The organism is Alcanivorax sp. S6407 (genome assembly GCF_023016115.1).
GTDB lineage: Bacteria > Pseudomonadota > Gammaproteobacteria > Pseudomonadales > Alcanivoracaceae > Alcanivorax.
This window is the reverse complement of the sequence record NZ_JALKBH010000006.1, coordinates 17095-37862: the sequence shown is the minus strand read 5'-3', so window position 1 is coordinate 37862 and position 20768 is coordinate 17095. Positions and strand designations below refer to the sequence as shown.

Sequence of the window (20768 nt, the reverse complement as noted above, 5' to 3'; positions counted from 1 at the left end):
CCGTAGTCTCAGAGTTCAGCCGCCAGCTGCTCAAGCATCTGCTTGTGCGCGTCCTGGTTTACTTCGCCGCCCAGTACCTTCTCGGCACCAGACAACGCCAGTACGGCAACTTCTTTACGCAGCTGCTCGCGAGCCTGATTAACTTCTTGGTCAATCTCAGACTGGGCTTTGGCTACCAGACGCTCACCTTCGGTGCGCGCGGCTTCTTTTGCCTCATCCACAATCTGATTAGCCCGGCGGTTGGCCTGATCAATGATTTCGGCCGCCTTCTCTTTAGCTTCTTTGAGATTGGCGGTCGCCTTTTCCTGAGCCAGCTCCAGATCGCGCTCGGCACGATCTGCGGCACTCAGGCCCTCGGCAATTTTCTGCTTGCGCTCTTCCAGGGCCCGGGAAATGGGCGGCCAGACGAACTTCATGCAGAAGAATACGAACAGTGCGAACCAGATAGCCTGGCCGATGATCGTCATGTTGATGTTCATGCCATCACCTCAATCGCGTTAGGTAATTTACCGGATCAAACGCGATCGATTACTGGAAGATCAGCAGGAACGCGATAGCGATACAGATAATCGGCACAGCATCCAGCAGACCAGCGATGATGAACATGCGGGTTTGCAGCATCGGAGCCAGTTCAGGCTGACGAGCTACAGATTCCAGAAAACGGCCACCCATCATGCCGAAACCCAGACCTGCGCCGATGGCCGCCAGGCCAGCTACGATAGCAGCAGCAAGAAATTGAATGCCTTCCATCTTTACACTCCCGTTAAGTGCTTGGTTGGTTTAATTAAAAACCGGTTTAAAAAATCTTAGTGGTCTTCGACCGCCATGCTCAGGTACACGATAGTGAGTACCATGAAGATAAATGCCTGCAGGGTGATAACCAGAATATGGAACACCGCCCACGGCCAGGCACCGATAAACTGCCAGGTGCCCATCATGGCGGCCAGCAGAATAAACACGAACTCACCGGCGTACATGTTGCCGAACAGTCGCAGACCCAGGGAAACCGGCTTGGCCAGCAGACCGATGGTCTCCAGCAGCAGGTTTACCGGGATCAGAATGGTTTTCACGATCGGGTTGCTGGACTCGAACGGATGCAGAGCCAGGGTACCGACAAAACCGCCCACGCCTTTTGCCTTGATGGTGAAGAAGATCACCAGCAGCATCACAGAGAAGGACATGGACAGGGTGATGTTCGGGTCAGTGCTGGGCACGATCTTGAAGTAGGCTTCCTGGGCGGTCCAGCCGAAGAAAGACGTCATGACCCAGCTAAAGGTGCCCGGAATAAAGTCGACCGGGACCAGATCCATCAGGTTCATCAGGAATACCCAGCAGAAGATCACCAGTGACAGCGGTGCCACCAGCTTGCTCTTGCCGTGGAAAGAATCACGAACCTGGGTGTCGATGAATTCGATGATGGTTTCGATGAAGTTCATGAAACCGGAAGGAACGCCGGCGGTGGCCTTGCGGGCACCCATCCAGAACAGCAGGCACATGATGATGCCGAGGCCGCCGGACCAGGCCAGGGAATCCACGTGGAAAGCCATGAAGCCCATGTCTTTGGCTTCGGTGCCGTTACAGGCAAAAGTCCAGGTGGACTCGGTCAGAGTCTGCGTATCACGACCGCTACATTCACGGACATAGCCTTCAGGCAGTTCGCCATAGGTCAGATTACCCAAATGGTGCTTGATGTACTCGCCTGGAGAGCTACCAGCCATATTGATACCTACAGTCTCAGTCGTTTTGCCCGTCTTGCCCTGCTGTGCGTCCGTCGAGGCGCGCCACCTGAATCCAGCCCACGACCTGGGCGATCAGGAAGCCTAACAGCAGAACCATTGCAATCTTCATTTCCCGGGTTTCGGGGACTTTGGAAAAGGTCAGCCAGAACAGCAATAACATGATTGCGATCTTGCCCATTTCCGCCCGTACTGCCGCGGTGGCCATACGCTTTGGCATATGGTTTTTGGGGTGCATCCATATCTGGTAGCCGCCCCAGGCGTAAGCGATCAGGCTGATAGTCCCACCCCAGGCGGCTATCAGGCCGGCCAAGGTGCCGGCAACTGCTGTGACCAGCAAGGCGAACACCACAATGGCGGCTAGTTGAGCGCGCATTAACCCCCAGAACAATGTTCTGTGGGGCTGGAATTCGTTGCTGGTGGTCACCGTGAAGCCTCTGGGCTGATGCATGTTGATGCCGCACCAGGCGCAAGGTCTTGGGCACCCCTGATCGTTAGCGCGGCGAAGTATATGGAGTTGGCACGCAAGTCGCAACCATAGAGCGTGGATTGTTAGTCAAAGTTAGACCATGGTGGTAGGCCAATTTGCTTCAGGGTGTTGCCAGGCCCGCACGGAACACCATTCAGGCCCGTGAGAATTTATTTGTTTACTCTTGCGCAATCCTTTTCAGGCTTCAGGTGCCGGGCCTTGTAGGCGACTTACTGTGGGAGCGTGCTTGCACGCGAATGGCGGTAAATCGCTTGCAGGCAAGCTCCCACAGGTGCCTTGAGCAGGGGTTTGGTTTAGCGTCTGGCGTCTGGCGTCAGGCATCCAGCATCCGGCGTTCTACTTGATATGCGCCAGGATGCCGTCCAGTTCATCCAGGTTGTTGTAGCTGATCACCAGCTTGCCCTTGCCGCCCTGGCCGGATTGCAGCTGCACCGGGGCGCCGAGGCGCTCGGACAGGTCGTTGACCAGTGCCTTGACGTTGGGATCTTCCTTGGCCGGGGCCGGTTTGGCCGGCTTGGCTTTTTCGAAGTCCCGTACCAGCTCTTCGGTTTGACGCACCGACAGACCCTTGGCGACCACGGTGCGCGCGGCTTCGATCTGCTTGTTGCCTTCCAGGGCCAGCAGGGCGCGGGCGTGGCCCATTTCCAGATCGCCGTGCTCGAGCAGCTTCTTCACATCGGGTTCCAGACCCATCAGGCGCAACAGGTTGGTGACCATGGCGCGGGATTTACCCACTGCATCGGCGACCTGCTGGTGGGTGAGGCCGAATTCTTCTTTCAGCCGGCCAAGGGCAATGGCCTCTTCCATGGGATTGAGGTTTTCCCGCTGGATGTTTTCGATCAGGGCCATGGCGATGGCGGCTTCGTCGGGGACCTCGCGGACCACTGCCGGGATGGTTTCCAGCTCCGCCATCTGCGCGGCACGCCAGCGGCGCTCACCCGCAATGATCTCGTAGCGCTTTTCACCCAGCGGGCGCACCACGATGGGCTGCATCACGCCCTGGGCGCGGATGGACTCTGCCAGCTCTTCGAGAGCATCCGGGGACATGTCCCGGCGCGGCTGGTAGCGGCCACGCTCCATGTATTCCACCGGCAGGTGGCGCAGCTCGCCGTCGCGGGGCGGTTGTGACACCGGATCCGGTTGCGCTTCAGTCTGCTGAACGCTGACCTCTTCCTGGTGCCGCTGCTGGTAGGACTCGTTGCTGCTGAGCAGGGCATCCAGGCCCTTGCTGAGACCGCGCTTACGCTTTGCCGCCATGGTGATTCCTTAAATTACGCCAGACGCCAGACGCTGGATGCCTGACGCGCAAAAACAATTCCAACCGCCTGCAATTACGATGCCGCTGCCGGCGGGTTCTTGAGCGCCTGTTCGCGGCGCAGGATTTCGCCGGCCAGGGCCAGGTAGCTTACCGCGCCACGGGACTTGGGATCGTAGGTGATCACCGGGGCACCGTGGCTGGGCGCTTCCGCCAGCCGCACGTTGCGTGGAATGATGGTGCGGTAGACCTTGTCGCCAAAGTGACTGATCAGCTGGTTGGACACATCGTTGGACAGGCTGTTGCGCGGATCGTACATGGTGCGCAGCAGGCCGCCGATGTGCAGCTTGGGGTTGAGCACCGTGCGGATCTTTTCGATGGTGTTCATCAACGCGGTGAGACCTTCCAGGGCGTAGTACTCGCACTGGATCGGCACAATCACTGAATCCGCCGCGGTCAGCGCATTGACGGTGAGCATGTTCAGGGACGGCGGGCAGTCGATGAGAATGTAATCGTAGTTGTCGCGGATCCGCGCCAGCGCATTGCGCAGACGAAACTCCCGGGATTTCATTTCCAGCAGCTGCACTTCCGCGGCGGTCAGGTCGCCATTGGCGGTGATCAGGTCGAAGCCGCTGTCTTCCGGGGTCTGCACGATGGCCTGTTCGGTGGGCACCTCGTCGCAGAGCACATCATAGATGGTGTAGTCGGTGTCGAACTTGTCCACCCCGGAGCCGGTGGTCGCATTGCCCTGGGGGTCAATGTCTACCAGCAGTACCCGCTTGCGGGTGGCGGCCAGTGACGCAGCCAGATTGACACTGCTGGTTGTCTTCCCCACGCCGCCTTTCTGGTTCGCTACGGCAAATACGGTGGTCACGCTGTTCTCCTTGATTGTACGCCTGACGCCAGAGGCTCGATGCTCGACGAAATCGCTTGCAGGCAAGCTCCCACAATCCATTCGACGATGCCAGACACAGACATCAGGCCTTGTTCACCACCACCAGGGTACGCGGCTCGTCCAGCCCGGGAACCGTCAGGGTGTGGTGATGCCCCTGCCACTGTGCGGGCAGGGTGGCCAGTTCCTCTTCCGTGCTGGCCGCTTTCATGGCCAGCAGACGGGTATTGTCGGTCATTATGGGCGTCATCAGCGCCAGCATGTCCGACAAGGAGGCAAAGGCCCGGCAAATAATTTGTGATGGTGCTTTACGGTACTGTTCCACGCGACCGTGTACAACCTCCACGTTATCCAGACCCAGCTCTCGCCGTGCCTGACGCACAAAACGGGTCTTCTTGCCGTTGGAATCCAGCAGGGTAAAGGACTGTTGCGGGCGGGAGACGGCCAGAATGATGCCGGGGATGCCGGCACCGGTGCCCACATCCAGGGTATCGCCCTGTTCCACGAACGGCAGTACCGCCAGGGAATCGAGCAGATGTCGGGTGACCATTTCATGGGGGTCACGGATGGCAGTCAGGTTATAGGCCTGGTTCCATTTCACCAGCAGTTCGACATAGTTGAGCAGCAAGCGCTGCTGGTCATCGCTGAGGGACAGACCCAGGGCATCAATGCCCCGGGAGAGGGTGTCAGCCAGTTGTGCAGGCAGGCTCATGCTTGTTGGGCGGCCTTTTTCTGGTGGTGGTGTTTTTTCAGGTAAATCATCAGCAGCGAGATCGCCGCCGGGGTCACCCCGGGAATACGGCCGGCCTGACCCAGGGTTTCCGGGCGCACGGTGCCAAGCTTCTGCTTCACCTCGTTGGACAGGCCTTTCACCTGCTCATAGTCGAAATCCGCCGGCAGCGCGGTGGTTTCCGCGGCGCGCAGCTTTTCGATCTCATCGGTCTGGCGATCAATATAGCCGGCATACTTGGCAAGAATTTCCATCTGCTCGACCACGTCCGCAGCCGGGCGATCTTCCAGTGCCACCGCCTCGGCCAGGCTGGCGTAATCCAGTTCCGGGCGCTTGAGCAGGTCCAGCAGGTTGTATTCGCGGGTCAGCGGATTCTCGATCAACTGGTTCACTGCCTCGGCCTGCGGGGTCTGCGGGCGCACCCAGGTGCTCTTCAGGCGCTGCTCTTCCTGCACCATGCCTTCGCGCTTGGCGTTGAAGGCGGCCCAGCGCTCGTCGTCCACCAGCCCCAGTTCGCGGCCCTTTTCGGTAAGACGCAGGTCGGCATTGTCTTCACGCAGCAACAGCCGGTATTCGGCACGACTGGTGAACATGCGGTAGGGCTCCTGGGTGCCCATGGTGATCAGGTCATCCACCAGCACGCCGATGTAGGCCTCGTCACGACGGGGGGTCCAGGCCTCCTGCTCCATACTCAGACGGGCCGCGTTCAGGCCCGCCAGCAACCCCTGGGCACCGGCTTCTTCATAACCGGTGGTGCCATTGATCTGGCCGGCGAAGAACAGACCGGGCATGTGCTTGGTCTCCAGGCTGTGCTTCAGATCCTGGGGATTGAAGAAGTCATACTCGATGGCATAGCCGGGGCGAGTAATGTGGGCGTTCTCGAAGCCACGGATGGAACGCACCGCCTGCAGCTGCACATCGAACGGCAGGCTGGTAGAGATACCGTTGGGGTACAGCTCGTGGGTGTCCAGCCCTTCCGGCTCCACGAAGATCTGGTGGGTATCCTTGTCCGGATAACGGTTCACCTTGTCTTCAATGGACGGACAGTAGCGCGGGCCGGTGCCTTCGATCACGCCGGTGAACATGGGGCTGCGATCAAAGCCACTGCGGATGATGTCGTGGGTCTGGGCATTGGTATGGGTGATATAGCAGCAGATCTGGCGCGGGTGTTCCTCCACCTTGCCCAGATAGCTCATCACCGGCAGCGGGGTATCGCCCCACTGCTCTTCCATCACCGAAAAGTCCACGGTCTTGCCATCGATGCGCGGCGGGGTGCCGGTCTTGAGGCGGTCCACCCGGAACGGCAGCTCACGCAGGCGGCGGGCCAGGGCATTGGAGGGCTGATCGCCGGCACGGCCACCCTGATGGTTATCCAGACCAATATGGATGACGCCACCCAGGAAGGTGCCGGTACACAGCACCACCGCATCGGCATGAAAACGCAGGCCCATGTTGGTAACGGCGCCGACACAGCGGCCATTGTCCACGATCAGGTCGTCAACGGGCTGCTGGAAGATGGTCAGGTTGGGCTGGTTTTCCAGCGTCTCGCGAATCGCCGCCTTGTAGCGGATGCGATCCGCCTGGGCGCGGGTAGCCCGCACCGCCGGGCCCTTGCGGGCATTGAGCACACGAAACTGGATGCCGCCTTTGTCGGTGGCGCGGGCCATGGCGCCGCCGAGAGCGTCGATCTCACGCACCAGATGGCTCTTGCCGATCCCGCCGATGGCCGGGTTGCAGCTCATCTGGCCGAGGGTTTCGATGTTATGGGTGAGCAACAGGGTGGACACGCCCATGCGCGCAGACGCCAGGGCGGCTTCGGTACCGGCATGACCGCCACCGATCACGATCACGCCAAAACGCTGGGAATAATCCATCTGACAACAACCTCGCAGGCTTGCCTGCTGCTCAAAATATGATCAAAGGGGCGCGATAGTATAGGGAGAACGCTCCACGCTGCAAGCATCACGCGTCTCAAACCATGCCACCAAACCACGCCGTAGGAGCGTCGCTCGCGGCGCGATAACCCACGTCGTTAAAGACTGCTTTACCACAGAGCCCACAGAGATCACTGAGGAAAGATGGTTTTTCTCTGTGAACCCTGTGCGCTCTGTGGTGGAAATGCTTTTGATCCTGGTTTGGAATCGCGCCGCAAGCGACGCTCCTACGGCAAACGTGTAGCGCATCTCTTGTTGCGTGTAAGCTATTCTACTATAGAACGTTGATCTCACTTAACCGGAAAACCCCTTGGATTCTCTCAACCTTTTTCTCCTTGTCGGCACCGGGCTGATGTTTACCGGCCTGCTGCTGGGCTCGTTCAGTGCCCGCTTTGGGGTGCCGTCGCTGCTGATCTTTCTGGTGGTGGGGATGCTGGCCGGTGAAGACGGGCTGGGCGGGATTGAATTCAATGATTTTTCCACCGCCTATGTGATTGGCAACATCGCGTTGGCGGTGATCCTGCTGGATGGCGGGCTGCGCACCCAATTAAGCACTTTCAAACTGGGGCTGTGGCCGGCGCTGAGCCTGGCCACCCTGGGGGTGGCGATTTCCGCCGGCCTGGTGGGTGCCTTTGCTACCTGGTTGATGGGCATCGACTGGCGTCTGGGGCTGTTGCTGGGCGGCATTATCGGCTCCACCGATGCGGCGGCGGTATTCAGTGTGATCAAGGGTGCCGGGGTGAAACTCAACGAGCGGGTGGCCAGCACCCTGGAGATCGAGTCCGGCCTTAACGACCCCATGGCCATCTTTATTACCCTGATGCTGGTGGGCATGCTGGTGGACCCGGATGCCCAGTGGGGATTGGGCATGGCCATTACCCTGCTCAAGCAGTTCGGCCTGGGGGCCCTGCTGGGGTTGTTGCTGGGGGTGGTGATCAGCGAACTGCTACTGCGGGTGCGCAGCAATGAGGGCCTGCATGCGCTGCTGCTGTGCAGTGGCGGCGCCATGGTGTTTGCCATCACCAACCTGGTGGGCGGTTCCGGCTTTCTGGCCATTTACCTGACCGGGCTGGTGGCGGGCAACCGTCGCGGCGGCACCGGTGACAACGTGCTCAAGTCCATGGATTCCATGGCCTGGCTGGCCCAGTCCGGCATGTTCCTGATTCTCGGGTTGCTGGTGACGCCGTCACGGCTGACCGACCACCTGCTGTGGGCCCTGGCGGTGGCGGCATTCCTGATGCTGCTGGCACGCCCCATGGCGGTGTGGATGAGCCTGTTGCCGTTCCGCTTCAAGGCCCGGGAAGAAATGTTCATTGCCTGGACCGGGTTGCGCGGCGCGGTACCCATCGTGCTGGCGGTGTTCCCGCTGCTGGCCGGGGTGGAGCAGACCTACCTGCTGTTCGACATCACCCTGGTGGTGGTGCTGATCTCCCTGATTGGCCAGGGGGCCAGCCTGCGCTTCATGGCGCGGCGCATGAAGGTATCGATTCCCCCTTCCACCGAGGCCCGCCAGACTGTAGCCCTGGCCGCGCCGCGGGACCGTTTCCTGCTGCAGTTTCAGGTAGAGGAAGGCGCCCGGGCGGTGGGCAAGCCCCTGAATGAATTGTCTGATGACGAGCGCACCCCGTTGATGCTGTACCGTGATCACAAGGTCCACAGCCCCACGGAAGAGCCGGTGATCGAGGCGGGAGACCTGATCAGCTGGCTGGCCCCGCTCTCTCACAAACCCGCCCTGTCCGATCTGTGTCACCACATGAGTCCGGATGAGAAACGCTACTACGGCGACTTCACCGTGATCGGCAAGACTCCGGTGGCACAACTGGTGGCCATCTACGGCGTGGAGGCACCACCGCCGCTATGGCAGGGCCTCACGGTGACCGAGCTGTTTACCAAACAGGTGGGGAAACAGGCGGTGGTCGGTGATACGGTACGCATCAGCGGCCTGCGACTGCGGGCCAGATCGGTGGAAGACGGGCTGGTGGTGATGGCTGGCCTGAAACTGCCGGGGTAAAGCAGCTGCAAGCGACAAGCTTCAAGCTGCAAGGCGCGGTAAACACTCCTTTATTCAGTACCTCCGTGCCCGCGCCCGGAGGTGAATCGCGACGACAACGTCCCAACACCCTACAGACTGCCCTCGCGTTGCAGCTTGTAGCTTGAAGCTTGTAGCTAAGGAATTGCCATGGCCCGTTTTGATAATCACCGCATTCTGATCACCGGCGCCGGTGCCGGTATTGGCGCCTTGATGGCGGAAGAGTTTGCCAAACTGGGGGCCGAGGTGATCGTCACGGCTCGCCGGATTGCCGCTGCCCGTGAGGTGGCGGAGCGGATCAAGGCAGCCGGTGGCAAGGCCCATGCCTATGTGCTGGATGTGAGCAAACTGGCCTCCATCGCCAAATTCCGCGACAAGCTGCATGAGGAAGTGGGCCCGATCACGGCGCTGATCAACAATGCCGGGGTGGTGTTCGGGGGCGAGTTCGAGCAGGTGGAGCTGGAGCAGCATCTGAACACCTTCCGTATCAATAGCGAAGGGCTGATGGCGATGACCCATGCCTTCCTCAACGATCTGATCCAAGCCAAACAGGGTTACCTGGTCAACATCGCCAGTGCCTCTGCCTTTGTGGGCCTGCCCTACGGCAGCACCTATGCGGCCAGCAAATGGGCGGTGGTGGGTTTCTCCGAATCCATCCGTCTGGAACTGGATGTGCGCAAGATCAAGAACGTGGACGTAACCACCGTCTGCCCCAGCTATATTTCCACCGGCATGTTCGACGGCGTGAAGACGCCCCTGCTGACCCCCATGCTGACGCCTGAGAAAGTGGTGAAGAGCATCATCAAGGGCATGCTCAAGAAAGACAGCTTCGTGATCGAGCCGCCGATTGCCAAATCCACCGAACTGCTCAAGGCCGCCCTGCCCCGCAAGATCTGGGACGAAGTGGCCTACCGCATCGGGGTATCCACTTCCATGTATAGCTGGAAGGGGAAGAAATAGCTCCGAGCTTCTAGCTACGAGCTTTGAGGAAAACCCTTTCTACGGAGCTGCTGTGGGACTTGGCTCGAGGTGCGATCGGAGCCGCTGTAGGAGCGGTCGTTCGACCGCGATCCGAGCCTTGGCGAGGTAAGGATTCCAGAAGCGAGTTTCGAGTACCGAGTTTCGAAAGGCAAAACCCCAAACCTGATGCCTTGCTACAGGTTTTAGGTTTTCGAAACTCGTGACTCGACCCTTTTACCTCGCCCAGGCTCGGATCGCTTGCAGGCAAGCTCCTACAGCGGCTCCGATCTCACCCCGAGTGGTTATTCGCTGCGCTACGTTCCTACAGCGGCTTCGTCGCTATGTTCGGTTTTGCTCGCCGCTAGCAGCTCGCTCTTCAACCCCCCGTGAACGCCCATTCACCGTAACGCCAGCACCATCCCGCCTTGGCAGTCAATGTCTTTAAGTTAGCTTTGCCCAACAATGCGCCCCGTGATTCGCTGTCCTGTTCGGGTTTATCCTGCGGCCGACTATGGACAGCCTGACTGATTAGACGAGGGAATTGAGATGCCGAACTACAAGGCTCCCGTGCGCGACATGCGCTTTTTGATGAACGAAGTGTTCGATTTCGAAGGTCACTACAAGACCTTGCCCAACGGTGAAGACGCGACCCCGGATATGGTGGAAGCGATCATCGGTGAGATGGCCAAGCTGTGTGAAAACACCATTGGCCCGCTGTACCAAAGCGGTGACGAAGAAGGCTGTAAGCTGGAAGACGGTGTGGTCACCACTCCGAAAGGCTTCAAGGAAGCCTATGCCGAGTTTCAGGCTGGCGGCTGGCAGGGTCTGAGCCACCCGGTGGAATACGGCGGTCAGGGCCTGCCCATGTCTCTGGGTCTGATCAAACAGGAAATGATGGCCACCGCCAACTGGTCGTTCTCCATGTACCCGGGTCTGTCCCTGGGTGCCATGAACACCATCCAGCTGCACGGCTCTGAAGAGCAGAAGCAGGATTACCTGGTACCGCTGACCGAAGGTACCTGGGGCGGCACCATGTGTCTGACCGAACCCCAGTGTGGTACTGACCTGGGTCAGGTGAAGACCAAGGCCGAGCCGCAGAAGGATGGTTCCTACAAGATTTCCGGCACCAAGATCTTCATCTCTTCCGGCGATCACGACATGGTGGAAAACATTGTCCACATCGTGCTGGCTCGCCTGCCGGATGCGCCGAAGGGCACCAAGGGTATCTCCCTGTTCATCGTACCGAAGTACCTGCCGGGCAAGATCGGCGAAGACAACGGTGTGAATGTGGGTTCCCTGGAAAAGAAAATGGGCATCAAGGCATCCGCTACGTGTGTGATGAACTTCGATGAAGCCACCGGCTTCCTGATTGGCCCGGAAAACAAGGGCCTGGAGTGCATGTTCACCTTCATGAACACTGCCCGTCTGGGTACCGCCATGCAGGGTATCGCCCACGCCGAATTGTCTTACCAGGGTGCACTGCCTTACGCCAAAGAGCGTAAGTCCATGCGTGCCCTGTCCGGCAAGAAAGAACCCGATGCCATCGCCGACAGCCTGATCCACCACGGTGACGTGCGCCGCATGCTGCTCAAGCAGAAGGCCATCGCCGAAGGCGGTCGTGCCATGCTGTACTTCTCTGCCCAGTACGCCGACAACATGATTTCCGGCATTCTGGAAAACGACATGAAGAAGTACGAGCACTGGGACAGCGAGCTGGGCTTCTTCACTCCGATCCTGAAAGGCTTCCTCACCGAGAAAGGTCTGGAAGTGGCCAACGATGGCATGCAGGTATTCGGTGGCCACGGCTACATCAAGGAACACGGCATGGAGCAGATCGTGCGTGATGCGCGTATCTCCACCCTGTACGAAGGCACCACCGGCATCCAGGCCCTCGACCTGCTGGGCCGTAAGGTACTGCTGACCACCAAGGGCAAATGTGTCCGTGACTTCACCAAGAACCTGGTGGATTTCGGCACCAAGAACCTGCGTGATCCCAAGCTGCGTCCGTTCGCCTGGAAGCTGCTGAAGATTGCCGCCGAGTGGAACTACCTGACTACCCGCATCATGCTGGTGGCAGCCAAGGACCGCGATATCGTTTCCACTGCCAGCTACGACTTCCTGATGTACAGCGGTTACGCCATGATGGCGTACTTCTGGGCACTGCAGGCAGGCGTGGCCAAGGACAAGCTGGAGAACGGCGGCAACGAGCCGGCGGAATTCTACAAGGCCAAGCTGGCCACCGCCGAGTTCTACTTCGAGCGCATGCTGCCCAGCGCCAAGGGTCACGCGGAAGCGGCCCTGAAGCCGACCCGCAGCATCATGAAGCTCAAGGCCGAAGACTTCTCGTTCGATTACGAGTAAGCCTGCCGCCAACGGCAACAGGAAAAGGGGCGATCTTCGGATCGCCCTTTTTTTTGGCCGCTCTGCGGCTGCAACACGCTTCACGCACCACGCGGCACGCAAAGATCAAAAGCGGATTTACCACAGAGGGCACAGAGTTCACTGAGGGCGGAGTAAAGCGCTGGAGCAGCATTTTTCACGCAACAGGCAAGATAGGGAAAGGCTTCGTTTGCAAGCCAAATCCCACACCCATACCCCCGGCCGTTTACTCAAATACTTATCGCACCCTGCTGATGTCGTTTCTTATTCAGCGCCTTCAACCCCATGAGTTTTTTGAAAAAATCGATCTCTCTTTTTATATCGGTTTCTTTTACTGCCGTTTTGCCTTGACGCATCTTCACGCGAAAAAATGTAATTTTTTGTCCCTCGAAAAATTCCTGTTTTTGGGACACGGCATTACTGCTTTTGAAAATCACTTTGTGACAGAAAGAAAACCTCCTCTTTAGAACCCCTTGAGTGCGCATGCTCCATTGGTCTGTTGCAGATTCAGGAATCGGCGCCGTACGAATTTCTATCTCATTCTTTTTACCGATCATGAAAACCGTCGGGGCTGGATTTACTCTTTGATTGATAAATGTGCGATGAAAAATGGAAAGGTTTTTTCAATGCATACAGATGCATTTTTCGATTCATAAAGAGAAATGCACGGGGAAGCAGGGCCAGGAAAGCCCTGATCAAAAGGATATGACAATGAATCCATGGAGAGCATCATGAACCCGCAACCATCCAATCACCGGGCTCCCTTGCCAAGCCCGATAACGGTATCCGGCAAGATCTTGCTGGCCTTTCTGATCTGTCTTGCTTTGCCTGGACTATCAAAGGCCTCTCATGACACAGGCGTTTTCGAACTCGATCACAATGCCATTGATGAGGTCGGTGTGCCGGGTGGTGACGCCAACCTTATCTACTGCGATTTCATCGACCCTGACCGCATCGGCGCCTGCGCCGGCATCGCCGCCTCCACCCATATCGTGTCGGCTTTCCACATCGACAAGGTAAATGACGCCAACGATGATATTTTTGCCGGTGCCAAGGATTCCAATGACATTCTCGGCGGCAAACGGGACTGGGGATGGAAACTGGGCAGTGCCAATGACAAGAATGACATTGGCCATGTGTTTATCTCCCTGGAACGAGCGCCCGGCGTAGATGTGAATGAAGACGGCAAGGATGACTACTTCCTGTTCTTCGGTCTTGATGCCTATGCCCCCAATGGCGACGCTGCCATCGGGTTCTGGTTCCTGCAGAATCCGGTCAGCCCTGTGGACGGTGGTGACTTCAGTCATGGCCACAAACAGGGCGATATTCTGGTTCAGGCAGACATCACCAATGGCGGCCGTATTGGCCGATACGATGTTTATACCTGGGGACCCAACAATCAGCTGAACCAGCCGGTTGCGCCCTCCCAGGGCGAGCTGACCCTGGCGATCGAGAGCTCTGACTGTGATGACAGCGCCGCCAATGATGTGGCCTGTGGCGTTACCAACTCAACCCCGACACTGGCCCCCTGGCCTTATGTCACCAAGGGTGTGGACGGCAACAGCCCAACCTTCCCGGCGATTACCTATTTCGAGGGCGGCCTGAATCTCAGTGCTCTCTATGACGGTGAGATTCCCTGTATTGGTGCCTACATTGCCGAGACCCGCCAGTCCCAGTCTGAAACCGCAGAGCTGGAAGACATGGTGATCAACGCCTTTGACCTGTGCAGCCTGGATGTGCGCAAGACCGGCCCGGATCTGTCCAAAGTCGGTGACACGGTCAGCTACAAGGTGGAAATCGAAAATGATGGTGCCCTGCCCATTTCCAAGCAGAGCATTGATGACAGCCTGGTGGGTGATCTCACTGACGGCAGCAATGCTGCGGTGATGAAATTCGAGAACTGTGGTGATTCACTGGATGCCGGCGAGATCTGCACCATTGAATATGACTACACCGTTCCGGATGTCAGCAGCCCTTTGCAAAACACCGTTACCGCGACCTACCTGTTCGGCACCGATACCGCTTCTGACAAGAGCAGCCACGATGTAGATCTGTTCAGCCCGTCGGTAGATCTGGACAAGCAAGTCAGTGATGGCAACGGCGGCTTCAATGACGGCCCCGCACAGATTCTTCAAGGCGATTCCGTGACGTACAAAATTCTGGTGAAAAATACCAGCAGCAACAATACGCCAACGCTGTCGTGCACCGTGACCGACAACACTCTCGCTATTGATCCCAATGATACTGACGGAGATGGCGACGCGAACACCATCGACATCATGGTCACTCCGGGTGCCACCCAGACCATTACTGCCAATTCCGGCGCCCTCAATGATCCCGGCAGCATCGTCAACACGGCTTCAGTGAGCTGCAGTCCAGCCGGATTCGTCAACGTGGTGAGTGACAACGATATGGTAACCGTGCGCGTCAAGCGTCGTGTCAGCACCATCTCGGTCACCAAGACCGGTGACAGCCACACCAAGACCGGTGACGATGTGAATTACACCATCACCATTGCCAACGGTGGCGGTTCGGATTCCAACCTGACCCTGGACAGCATCAACGACAGCCTGATCGGTGATCTTGCCGATGGCACCCACTCTGCCATTACCAGCAGCGACTGCCCGGTAGCTCCGGCAACCCTGAACATTGGCAGCAGCTGTCAGATTCAGCTGACCCGCACCACCCTGGCGGGAGATCCGGATCCGCTGGTGAATACCGTAACGGTTCAAGCCAGCGATGCCTTCGGCAACACTGCATCGGATAACGACAATCACAGTGTCGACGTGGTGGCACCTGCCATCCAGGTGACCAAGACCTGTCTGAATGAACCGGTGGAACCGGGCACCTCTGCCAACTTCCGTATTGAGATCACCAATACCGGCGATGTGGATCTGCTGGTGGGCATTACCCATGAAACACGGGACCCCAATGCTCCCGCCGTGCTGTTCGGTACCAGCGAAGGCTGTGTCTATGACAATGATGCTTCCGACGGCTGTCTGCGTATCGAATACGGCATTATCGCCGGCACCTCTCCGTTGCAGAAAACCGTGGACCTGCGCGCCACACTGCCAGCAATTACCGGCCTGCAGAATGTACTGGTGCAAAGCGCCGGGGACACCTGTGATATCGCACAAGGCGGTGATGCCACCCGCACCCTGGGCTTCTGGAAGTCCCACGGCAGTGACGGTGACCGCAGCTACCCGAGTCCGGTGGAGATGGGATACACCTGTCACGTGGCCCGTGACCATGTTGGCTTCCCGATCAACCTGGGCTGGAAGACCCTGCAAAACTGTGAGGATGTGTTCGGCATCTTCTGGTCCAGCATGGGCAAACAGTCTGACGGTGATCGCCGTACCCAGATCTGCCGCACCAAACTGCACTCTTCCTGGCAACTGATGGCGGCCATTCTCAACGATGGCCTGAGCAATGGCGCCACAGTGCCCATCGATCCCGACAGTGGCCTGTCCCTGATTGATGCCATGGTGGATGCGCTCAGCGGCAACAATCGCAAGACCATCAACAAGCTGCAGGGCCTGCTGGACGAGTACAACAACTCCGGCGATGACGTGAGCATTGAGGATGCTGACGGCGCCATCATCCCCCCGGCAGATCCCAATGGCTCCCGCGATGCCGCCAACTACGAGGCCGGTGATTGCTGATAACAAGGAGGTTAAAAAAACCGCGCCGCATGGCGCGGTTTTTTTTGGCTGCTCTGCGGCTGCGACATGCATCAGGCAGCATGCAATGCGAAAGGCAAAACCCGGGGCGCGGAACAGTGAGAGCGGGCTTGCGCGCGAAGCGGTTCTGGTTGAGGTTGAGAAAAGCTTCGTTTGCAAGCAATCTCCCACAAAATGGCAGCCGCAGCGGGTCGGCCGGCGGACCGATCTTGCCCTTTCTGGCTGGCATCCCGTGGCGTCTATGGTAAAAAGGAATGAAAAAGGGGTAAGGATGCTCCCATGTCAGCAAAATCATCGTTCTGGGGATTATTGTTTCTGCTCGGCAGCCACACGGCCATGGCCACGGAATTCATTGTCACCCATCCCGGGGACAAGGGACCTGGCTCGTTGCGCCATGCCATCCAGCAGGCCAACCAGCAGCCCGGTGAAGACAGCATCCGCTTTGTCAGCGATCTGTTTCAGGCACCCTACACTCTGTCCCTGACCCGGCCGCTTCCCGACATCACCGATGACCTTGTTATCGATGGCTATATTCCTGAGCGCCTCTGGCAACCCAGTGGCATCACCCTGGATGGCAATGGCCGTTTCGGCATTATGCGTGCCGAGCGCGGGGCGCAGGTCACCCTTCGCTATCTCTCTCTGACGGGCGGAAGAGCCGATCTCGGCGGCGCCATTTACAGCGAGGGGAACCTGGTGCTGGATAGTGTGTTGATCTCTGGCAGCCAGGCCAACAAGGGCGGCGCCCTGTTTCAGAAGGGCGGAACCGTCACCGTCATCAACAGCACCCTGATGGATAACCAGGCACGCTACGGCGGTGCTATTTATTCCTCGCGAGGGCAGCTGACCCTCACCCACAACACCATTACTGCCAATGCGGCCGAGGAAGGTTCCGGCCTGTATCGGGAAGGTCCGGTACAGCTGGGCAACAACATCATCGCCCTTAACCTGCCCGGTGCCGATGCCTATTGCCAGCACAACAGCACACCTGACAGCCATGCCAACCTGATCATCACCTCCCGTGGCTGCGGAAAGCCGGCATTCAATGAAGATCCACGACTGGGGCCGCTGGGCTATTACAACGGCCCCACCCGCTCTTTGCCCCTGCAGGGCAACAGCCCGGTGATCAACCAGGCTGACAACCGCCTGTCTGTAGATGCTGACGGTGAACCTCTGGTGTGGGACCAGAGAGGCAATGGTGATCCTCGCTTTGCCGGAGGCATTGCCGATATGGGCGCGTTTGAAAAACAGGCCGTGCTGCTACTGGAAGTGGATACCCTGTCCGATGAGGATATTCGTGGCTGTACCCGACTCAGCGAAGATTGCTCTTTGCGTGGTGCTATTGCCCTGCTCAACGCATCAGAGGAGCTGGATTCAGTGAGCCTGGATGCGGATCTGTTTGTTGGTGAAGTTACCCTGGCACTGACGCGGCCACTGCCCCTGCTCAGTCGCGACGCCGCCCTGAAATTCAAACCGGGGCAGAAGTTGTTAGTGAATGGGCATGGGGGGTTACAAACCGAAGAGGGTGTCACCCTGACGATGACACCCCCTGTCGCTACGCAATAATGTTTTGGGCCGCGCTGCGGCGGCTGCACCTATCGCGGTAAGCCCGCTTTTTCCGCAATTCAGCGATGAACCTGATTTGAGCTCGGGATCTTATTCATCCAGAGAGACCGTCCACGGGTAACGCTCTTCTCTAACATCATCGACCACATGCAGGCTCAGGGATGCGGGTGCGCCGGAGAGGCTGACGTTCATCCGCACATTTTCTTCTTCATCGCCCCAGCGCTGCGCGCTACCGCCAACAGGTTTGCCACTGGCATCAAACACTTCGATAGCCGCAAGACGGCCAACACCGCTTGCTACATTCAACTGCAGTGAGTTTTCCGACAATGCCTGCGCCTGTAGAGAGAGTGGCCCATGCTGGATCGCTTCTCCCAACACCAGTGGCGCGTTGATGACACTGAGGGTTTCCGGGATCTGCAATACCACTTCACCTTCCAGCCGTACCGGTTTGCCGCCCTCATAATCGCGATATGACGGCCCGGCGGAACCGTTCAGGTAGGGATAGGAAGGACGGAATTCCCCGTTAAACCACATCCCCTGCTGTTCCAGTCCAAACCAGCCACGTGCCTCGACAGTGTGGATCGTGCCTTCTTCATCAACAATACGCTGCAGGCGAATCTCCCCGGCCGCCCGATTGCCATCCAGCTCGGCAAGCCGGTTGGTGCGGATATCCCACTGTGAATAAATGCCCTGGAACCCTCCAGCCTGCAGGTTGGTGATGGCCAGCTGAACCGGTCCGGCTGTCACCACTGCTTTGGGTGGATTGCCAAAGTTCTCATAGCTTTTCGCCTCGTCAGGCAAACTCTGCTTCAGTGCCGCGTCTACCCTATTACTGTCCGTGACGACGGGAAGCGTTCTTTGTCCCTGGGCAAAGCGGCTGTCCTGAAATGGCTGCACGGAATCCAGTGCAAAGGGATAGGTCTGCGGCTGCAGCTCGGTGGCAATCACCACTTCAATTCTGGCCGGCGTGCCGTGGTACTCATACTGGTGCGCCTTGCCCGTTCCCATTATGGGCCCAAATGAGGAATGGCTCATGCTGTCCAGGGGTTTGCCGTTGCCGTTAAGCGCGCGCACGGAAAGAATCCGCGCCACGTCGCCACTGGTCGTATAAGACAGGCTTTGCCCCTCGCTGTTACCGAATGAAATCCGCGCGCCCGCTTTTTCGATGCTGGCGCCGTTGGCGGGGGCCGGCAGCGTCAGTGTTTCAGTCCGGGTGGCGACCTGAACGGTCACCTTGCCGGTCACCCTGGTCACATCAGTAATGGAGACACCGGGAGACAGCAGCACGCGCTTGTCTGCTTCATGCTTGCGGTAATGCTGGAATTCACCGTCGGTAAAGTAGCTGCCATCCATGGTCTGGGACAGGGACGCGGGATCCTGATTGCGATTCTGGCCACAGCTCGGCATGGGCATGAGTGAATTTCCCTGGTCGTCAAAGACACCGTCAATGACGAGGCTGCCGCCCTGCTCTTTTCCCACATTGGACAACCCACGCCCCTGGGCACTGAAGAGCAGATAACGGCGCCCTTCCTGCCTGGGATCGATGCCGATTTCCTTGACCCTCAAGGCCACCGGCCCCGCGGTCCAGGCGGCATGGAAGTTTTCATCCGGGATGTCCCCAAAGGCCGGCAGTGCGGAAGGGTCAAAGCTGGGCTGGAAGATGGCGGGATTCTCCATCAGCCGTTCTTCGCGGGGCGTATTTTCCTGCCCCGCCACTGAAGAATTGATGGAGAACATCTGCCCCATCACTGCCTGAACCAGTGACCCCAATTCTTCTGCCACATTGCCATCCAGCGCCAGTGATGCACCCAGCTGGTCTCCATTGCGAGTCACCGTGAGTCGCCTCAACAGGCGTTCCGTTTCCGGTTGCTGGCCGGCCAGGCTGGCGGTGAGCTTTTCCAGCTCGTCACGCATGATTGCCGCCCGGTTATCCAGTGCCTCCCCATCACTGCCACTCACCGAGGCTTGCAGACGCACCCCCGGCGGCAAGGCCGTTGCCGTTGCGCCAACAAAAGCCCCGGTGACGGTACCAAAGCCTTCGCTGGCACCGCGCAGCATCATCCCGGTAAAGCCCCGGGTGGACTGTGTCAGTTCCGCAGGGGCAAAGACCGTTGCGCTGGCCAGCTTGCCGTCACGATAGGCTTGCCAGGCCGTCAACTCGATTTCCGCAGGAGCGGATTGTTCCAGGCGCTGTATCAGTGCTGCGAGTCTTTCCTCTGAGCCAATCAGTATCCGCTCAGGTTCAATCAGCAGAACCAGTGGCCCGGAACGTTCACAGGTCTGTTCGTTGGTGTAAGAGAAAACCAGCCGCTGCGCACTACTCTGTGCGGCATCCAGTTGATAGCGGCGCTCCACCAGCGCTTTCACCGCAGCCGGGTCAAATTGCCCCACCAGCACGGCAGAAAATTCCAGTCCTTCGCTACCCGGATAACCGGCAAACACCACATTTTTCAGTTGTTCCCGGGGCTGAATTCCCTCGCGGGCAAGATCGCTGATCAGGTCCTGGTCGTTGCCGGGCAAGGCATCAGGATCGGCCAGGGTCATGAAACGCGCTTCGATATCCACAATTTGTTGAACATCAAGTTGCGCCAGCAGCAGCATGTCTTCACTGGCCAGTGCCGCTTCCAGCTGTGCCAGCTGTGGTTGCGAGTAACTGCGCCACAGGGGGCCTGTGTACCAGGCCGCCAGCCCGGCCGCGGCGCCAGCCAATACCAGCACGGCAACCGCCAGACGCCATGGCCTGCGAGTCGTAGCGGGGGATACCTCCGCTGCCGTGGAGAGCGGCTCGGAAGGAGATGGGTCAGCGGGATCGGCAATCACGCTGGCTGTCGATTCCTCGTCCTTGAAATGGGTAATGGCACCGGCTGCCAGAAAGGCTTGCTGAACCCGTTTGGCCTTGGCTTCATTGTCGGTTTTCAACACCGTCACCGGGCAGTGCTGGAAGAAGCGGCGGCGAATGGTGTCTGGGTCGGTTTTCAGCCTGGTGGCCAGTTGTTCAATGCAGTCCTGTTGGTCTGCGCCTTCCTGCAGTTCCCCCCTGAAGATCAACTCAAATTGATGCACGCTGTTTTCCATCCCTGTTTTTTGCTCCCAAGGGAAGCAGGAATGGCACAGAAGCGC

15 protein-coding genes are annotated in these 20768 nt (G+C 58.5%); 5 read left to right on the top strand and 10 right to left on the bottom strand.

The genetic code is table 11. The annotated features are described in order from the left end of the window. Positions 1-8: 8 nt before the first annotated feature. The 8 genes from MWU49_RS13830 to mnmG all read right to left on the bottom strand — a co-directional run bounded on the left by MWU49_RS13830 (position 9) and on the right by mnmG (position 6977). Complete coding sequence (locus MWU49_RS13830) at positions 9-479, bottom strand: F0F1 ATP synthase subunit B (protein ID WP_246973466.1); 471 nt, start codon at positions 477-479, stop codon at positions 9-11. Positions 480-528: 49 nt separating this feature from the next. Further along, entirely contained in the window at positions 529-750 is a 222-nt protein-coding gene (atpE, locus tag MWU49_RS13825; RefSeq protein ID WP_007151035.1) for a F0F1 ATP synthase subunit C, read from the bottom strand. A 56-nt stretch (positions 751-806) separates the two neighbouring features. Continuing rightward, on the bottom strand, positions 807-1718 hold the full coding sequence (atpB, locus tag MWU49_RS13820) for a F0F1 ATP synthase subunit A (RefSeq protein WP_246973463.1): 912 nt from the start codon (positions 1716-1718) through the stop codon (positions 807-809). A 16-nt stretch (positions 1719-1734) separates the two neighbouring features. Beyond that, positions 1735-2187, bottom strand: coding sequence for an ATP synthase subunit I (locus MWU49_RS13815; protein WP_246973460.1), 453 nt, complete (start codon positions 2185-2187; stop codon positions 1735-1737). A gap of 375 nt (positions 2188-2562) precedes the next feature. Further along, on the bottom strand, positions 2563-3483 hold the full coding sequence (locus MWU49_RS13810; protein ID WP_246973458.1) for a ParB/RepB/Spo0J family partition protein: 921 nt from the start codon (positions 3481-3483) through the stop codon (positions 2563-2565). A gap of 74 nt (positions 3484-3557) precedes the next feature. Continuing rightward, positions 3558-4355, bottom strand: coding sequence for a ParA family protein (locus MWU49_RS13805; protein ID WP_246973456.1), 798 nt, complete (start codon positions 4353-4355; stop codon positions 3558-3560). 103 nt (positions 4356-4458) lie between these two features. Beyond that, positions 4459-5085 (bottom strand): 16S rRNA (guanine(527)-N(7))-methyltransferase RsmG, encoded by a 627-nt coding sequence (rsmG, locus tag MWU49_RS13800; RefSeq protein WP_246973454.1) that lies wholly within the window; start codon positions 5083-5085, stop codon positions 4459-4461. After that, a complete protein-coding gene (mnmG, locus tag MWU49_RS13795) occupies positions 5082-6977 on the bottom strand; it encodes a tRNA uridine-5-carboxymethylaminomethyl(34) synthesis enzyme MnmG (RefSeq protein WP_246973452.1) in 1896 nt (631 codons plus the stop codon). The genes rsmG and mnmG overlap by 4 nt, the downstream gene beginning before the upstream one ends. A 370-nt stretch (positions 6978-7347) precedes the next feature. Between mnmG and MWU49_RS13790 the strand changes: the two genes are divergently transcribed. The 3 genes from MWU49_RS13790 (at position 7348) to MWU49_RS13780 (ending at position 12387) form a co-directional block, all read left to right on the top strand. Continuing rightward, complete coding sequence (locus tag MWU49_RS13790; RefSeq protein ID WP_246973449.1) at positions 7348-9048, top strand: potassium/proton antiporter; 1701 nt, start codon at positions 7348-7350, stop codon at positions 9046-9048. Between the two features lie 168 nt (positions 9049-9216). Further along, complete coding sequence (locus MWU49_RS13785; RefSeq protein ID WP_246973446.1) at positions 9217-10026, top strand: SDR family NAD(P)-dependent oxidoreductase; 810 nt, start codon at positions 9217-9219, stop codon at positions 10024-10026. Between the two features lie 546 nt (positions 10027-10572). Next, positions 10573-12387, top strand: a complete 1815-nt coding sequence (locus tag MWU49_RS13780; protein WP_246973443.1) for an acyl-CoA dehydrogenase C-terminal domain-containing protein — start codon at positions 10573-10575, stop codon at positions 12385-12387. A 248-nt stretch (positions 12388-12635) separates the two neighbouring features. Here MWU49_RS13780 and MWU49_RS13775 read toward each other — a convergent pair whose 3' ends face one another. Next, positions 12636-12962 (bottom strand): hypothetical protein, encoded by a 327-nt coding sequence (locus MWU49_RS13775; RefSeq protein WP_246973440.1) that lies wholly within the window; start codon positions 12960-12962, stop codon positions 12636-12638. 174 nt (positions 12963-13136) lie between these two features. On the opposite strand from MWU49_RS13775, the gene MWU49_RS13770 reads away from it, so the two are divergent. Both MWU49_RS13770 and MWU49_RS13765 read left to right on the top strand, forming a co-directional pair. Beyond that, positions 13137-16067 (top strand): DUF11 domain-containing protein, encoded by a 2931-nt coding sequence (locus MWU49_RS13770; protein ID WP_246973437.1) that lies wholly within the window; start codon positions 13137-13139, stop codon positions 16065-16067. 297 nt (positions 16068-16364) lie between these two features. Further along, positions 16365-17648 carry a right-handed parallel beta-helix repeat-containing protein gene (locus MWU49_RS13765; RefSeq protein ID WP_246973434.1) on the top strand — a complete coding sequence of 428 codons (1284 nt, stop codon included), beginning with the start codon at positions 16365-16367 and terminating at the stop codon, positions 17646-17648. Between the two features lie 90 nt (positions 17649-17738). On the opposite strand, the gene MWU49_RS13760 is transcribed toward MWU49_RS13765, so the two are convergent. Continuing rightward, positions 17739-20711: a hypothetical protein gene (locus tag MWU49_RS13760; protein ID WP_246973431.1), complete on the bottom strand. Its 2973-nt coding sequence runs from the start codon at positions 20709-20711 to the stop codon at positions 17739-17741. Positions 20712-20768 lie beyond the last annotated feature (57 nt).

Excerpts from the sequence above, each read along its gene's own strand:
- MWU49_RS13830 (WP_246973466.1), bottom strand. The coding sequence starts at position 479 with ATGAACATCAACATGACGATCATCGGCCAGGCTATCTGGTTCGCACTG.
- atpE (WP_007151035.1), bottom strand. The coding sequence starts at position 750 with ATGGAAGGCATTCAATTTCTTGCTGCTGCTATCGTAGCTGGCCTGGCG.
- atpB (WP_246973463.1), bottom strand. The coding sequence starts at position 1,718 with ATGGCTGGTAGCTCTCCAGGCGAGTACATCAAGCACCATTTGGGTAAT.
- MWU49_RS13815 (WP_246973460.1), bottom strand. The coding sequence starts at position 2,187 with ATGCATCAGCCCAGAGGCTTCACGGTGACCACCAGCAACGAATTCCAG.
- MWU49_RS13810 (WP_246973458.1), bottom strand. The coding sequence starts at position 3,483 with ATGGCGGCAAAGCGTAAGCGCGGTCTCAGCAAGGGCCTGGATGCCCTG.
- rsmG (WP_246973454.1), bottom strand. The coding sequence starts at position 5,085 with ATGAGCCTGCCTGCACAACTGGCTGACACCCTCTCCCGGGGCATTGAT.
- mnmG (WP_246973452.1), bottom strand. The coding sequence starts at position 6,977 with ATGGATTATTCCCAGCGTTTTGGCGTGATCGTGATCGGTGGCGGTCAT.
- MWU49_RS13785 (WP_246973446.1), top strand. The coding sequence starts at position 9,217 with ATGGCCCGTTTTGATAATCACCGCATTCTGATCACCGGCGCCGGTGCC.
- MWU49_RS13780 (WP_246973443.1), top strand. The coding sequence starts at position 10,573 with ATGCCGAACTACAAGGCTCCCGTGCGCGACATGCGCTTTTTGATGAAC.
- MWU49_RS13775 (WP_246973440.1), bottom strand. The coding sequence starts at position 12,962 with ATGATCGGTAAAAAGAATGAGATAGAAATTCGTACGGCGCCGATTCCT.
- MWU49_RS13770 (WP_246973437.1), top strand. The coding sequence starts at position 13,137 with ATGAACCCGCAACCATCCAATCACCGGGCTCCCTTGCCAAGCCCGATA.
- MWU49_RS13765 (WP_246973434.1), top strand. The coding sequence starts at position 16,365 with ATGTCAGCAAAATCATCGTTCTGGGGATTATTGTTTCTGCTCGGCAGC.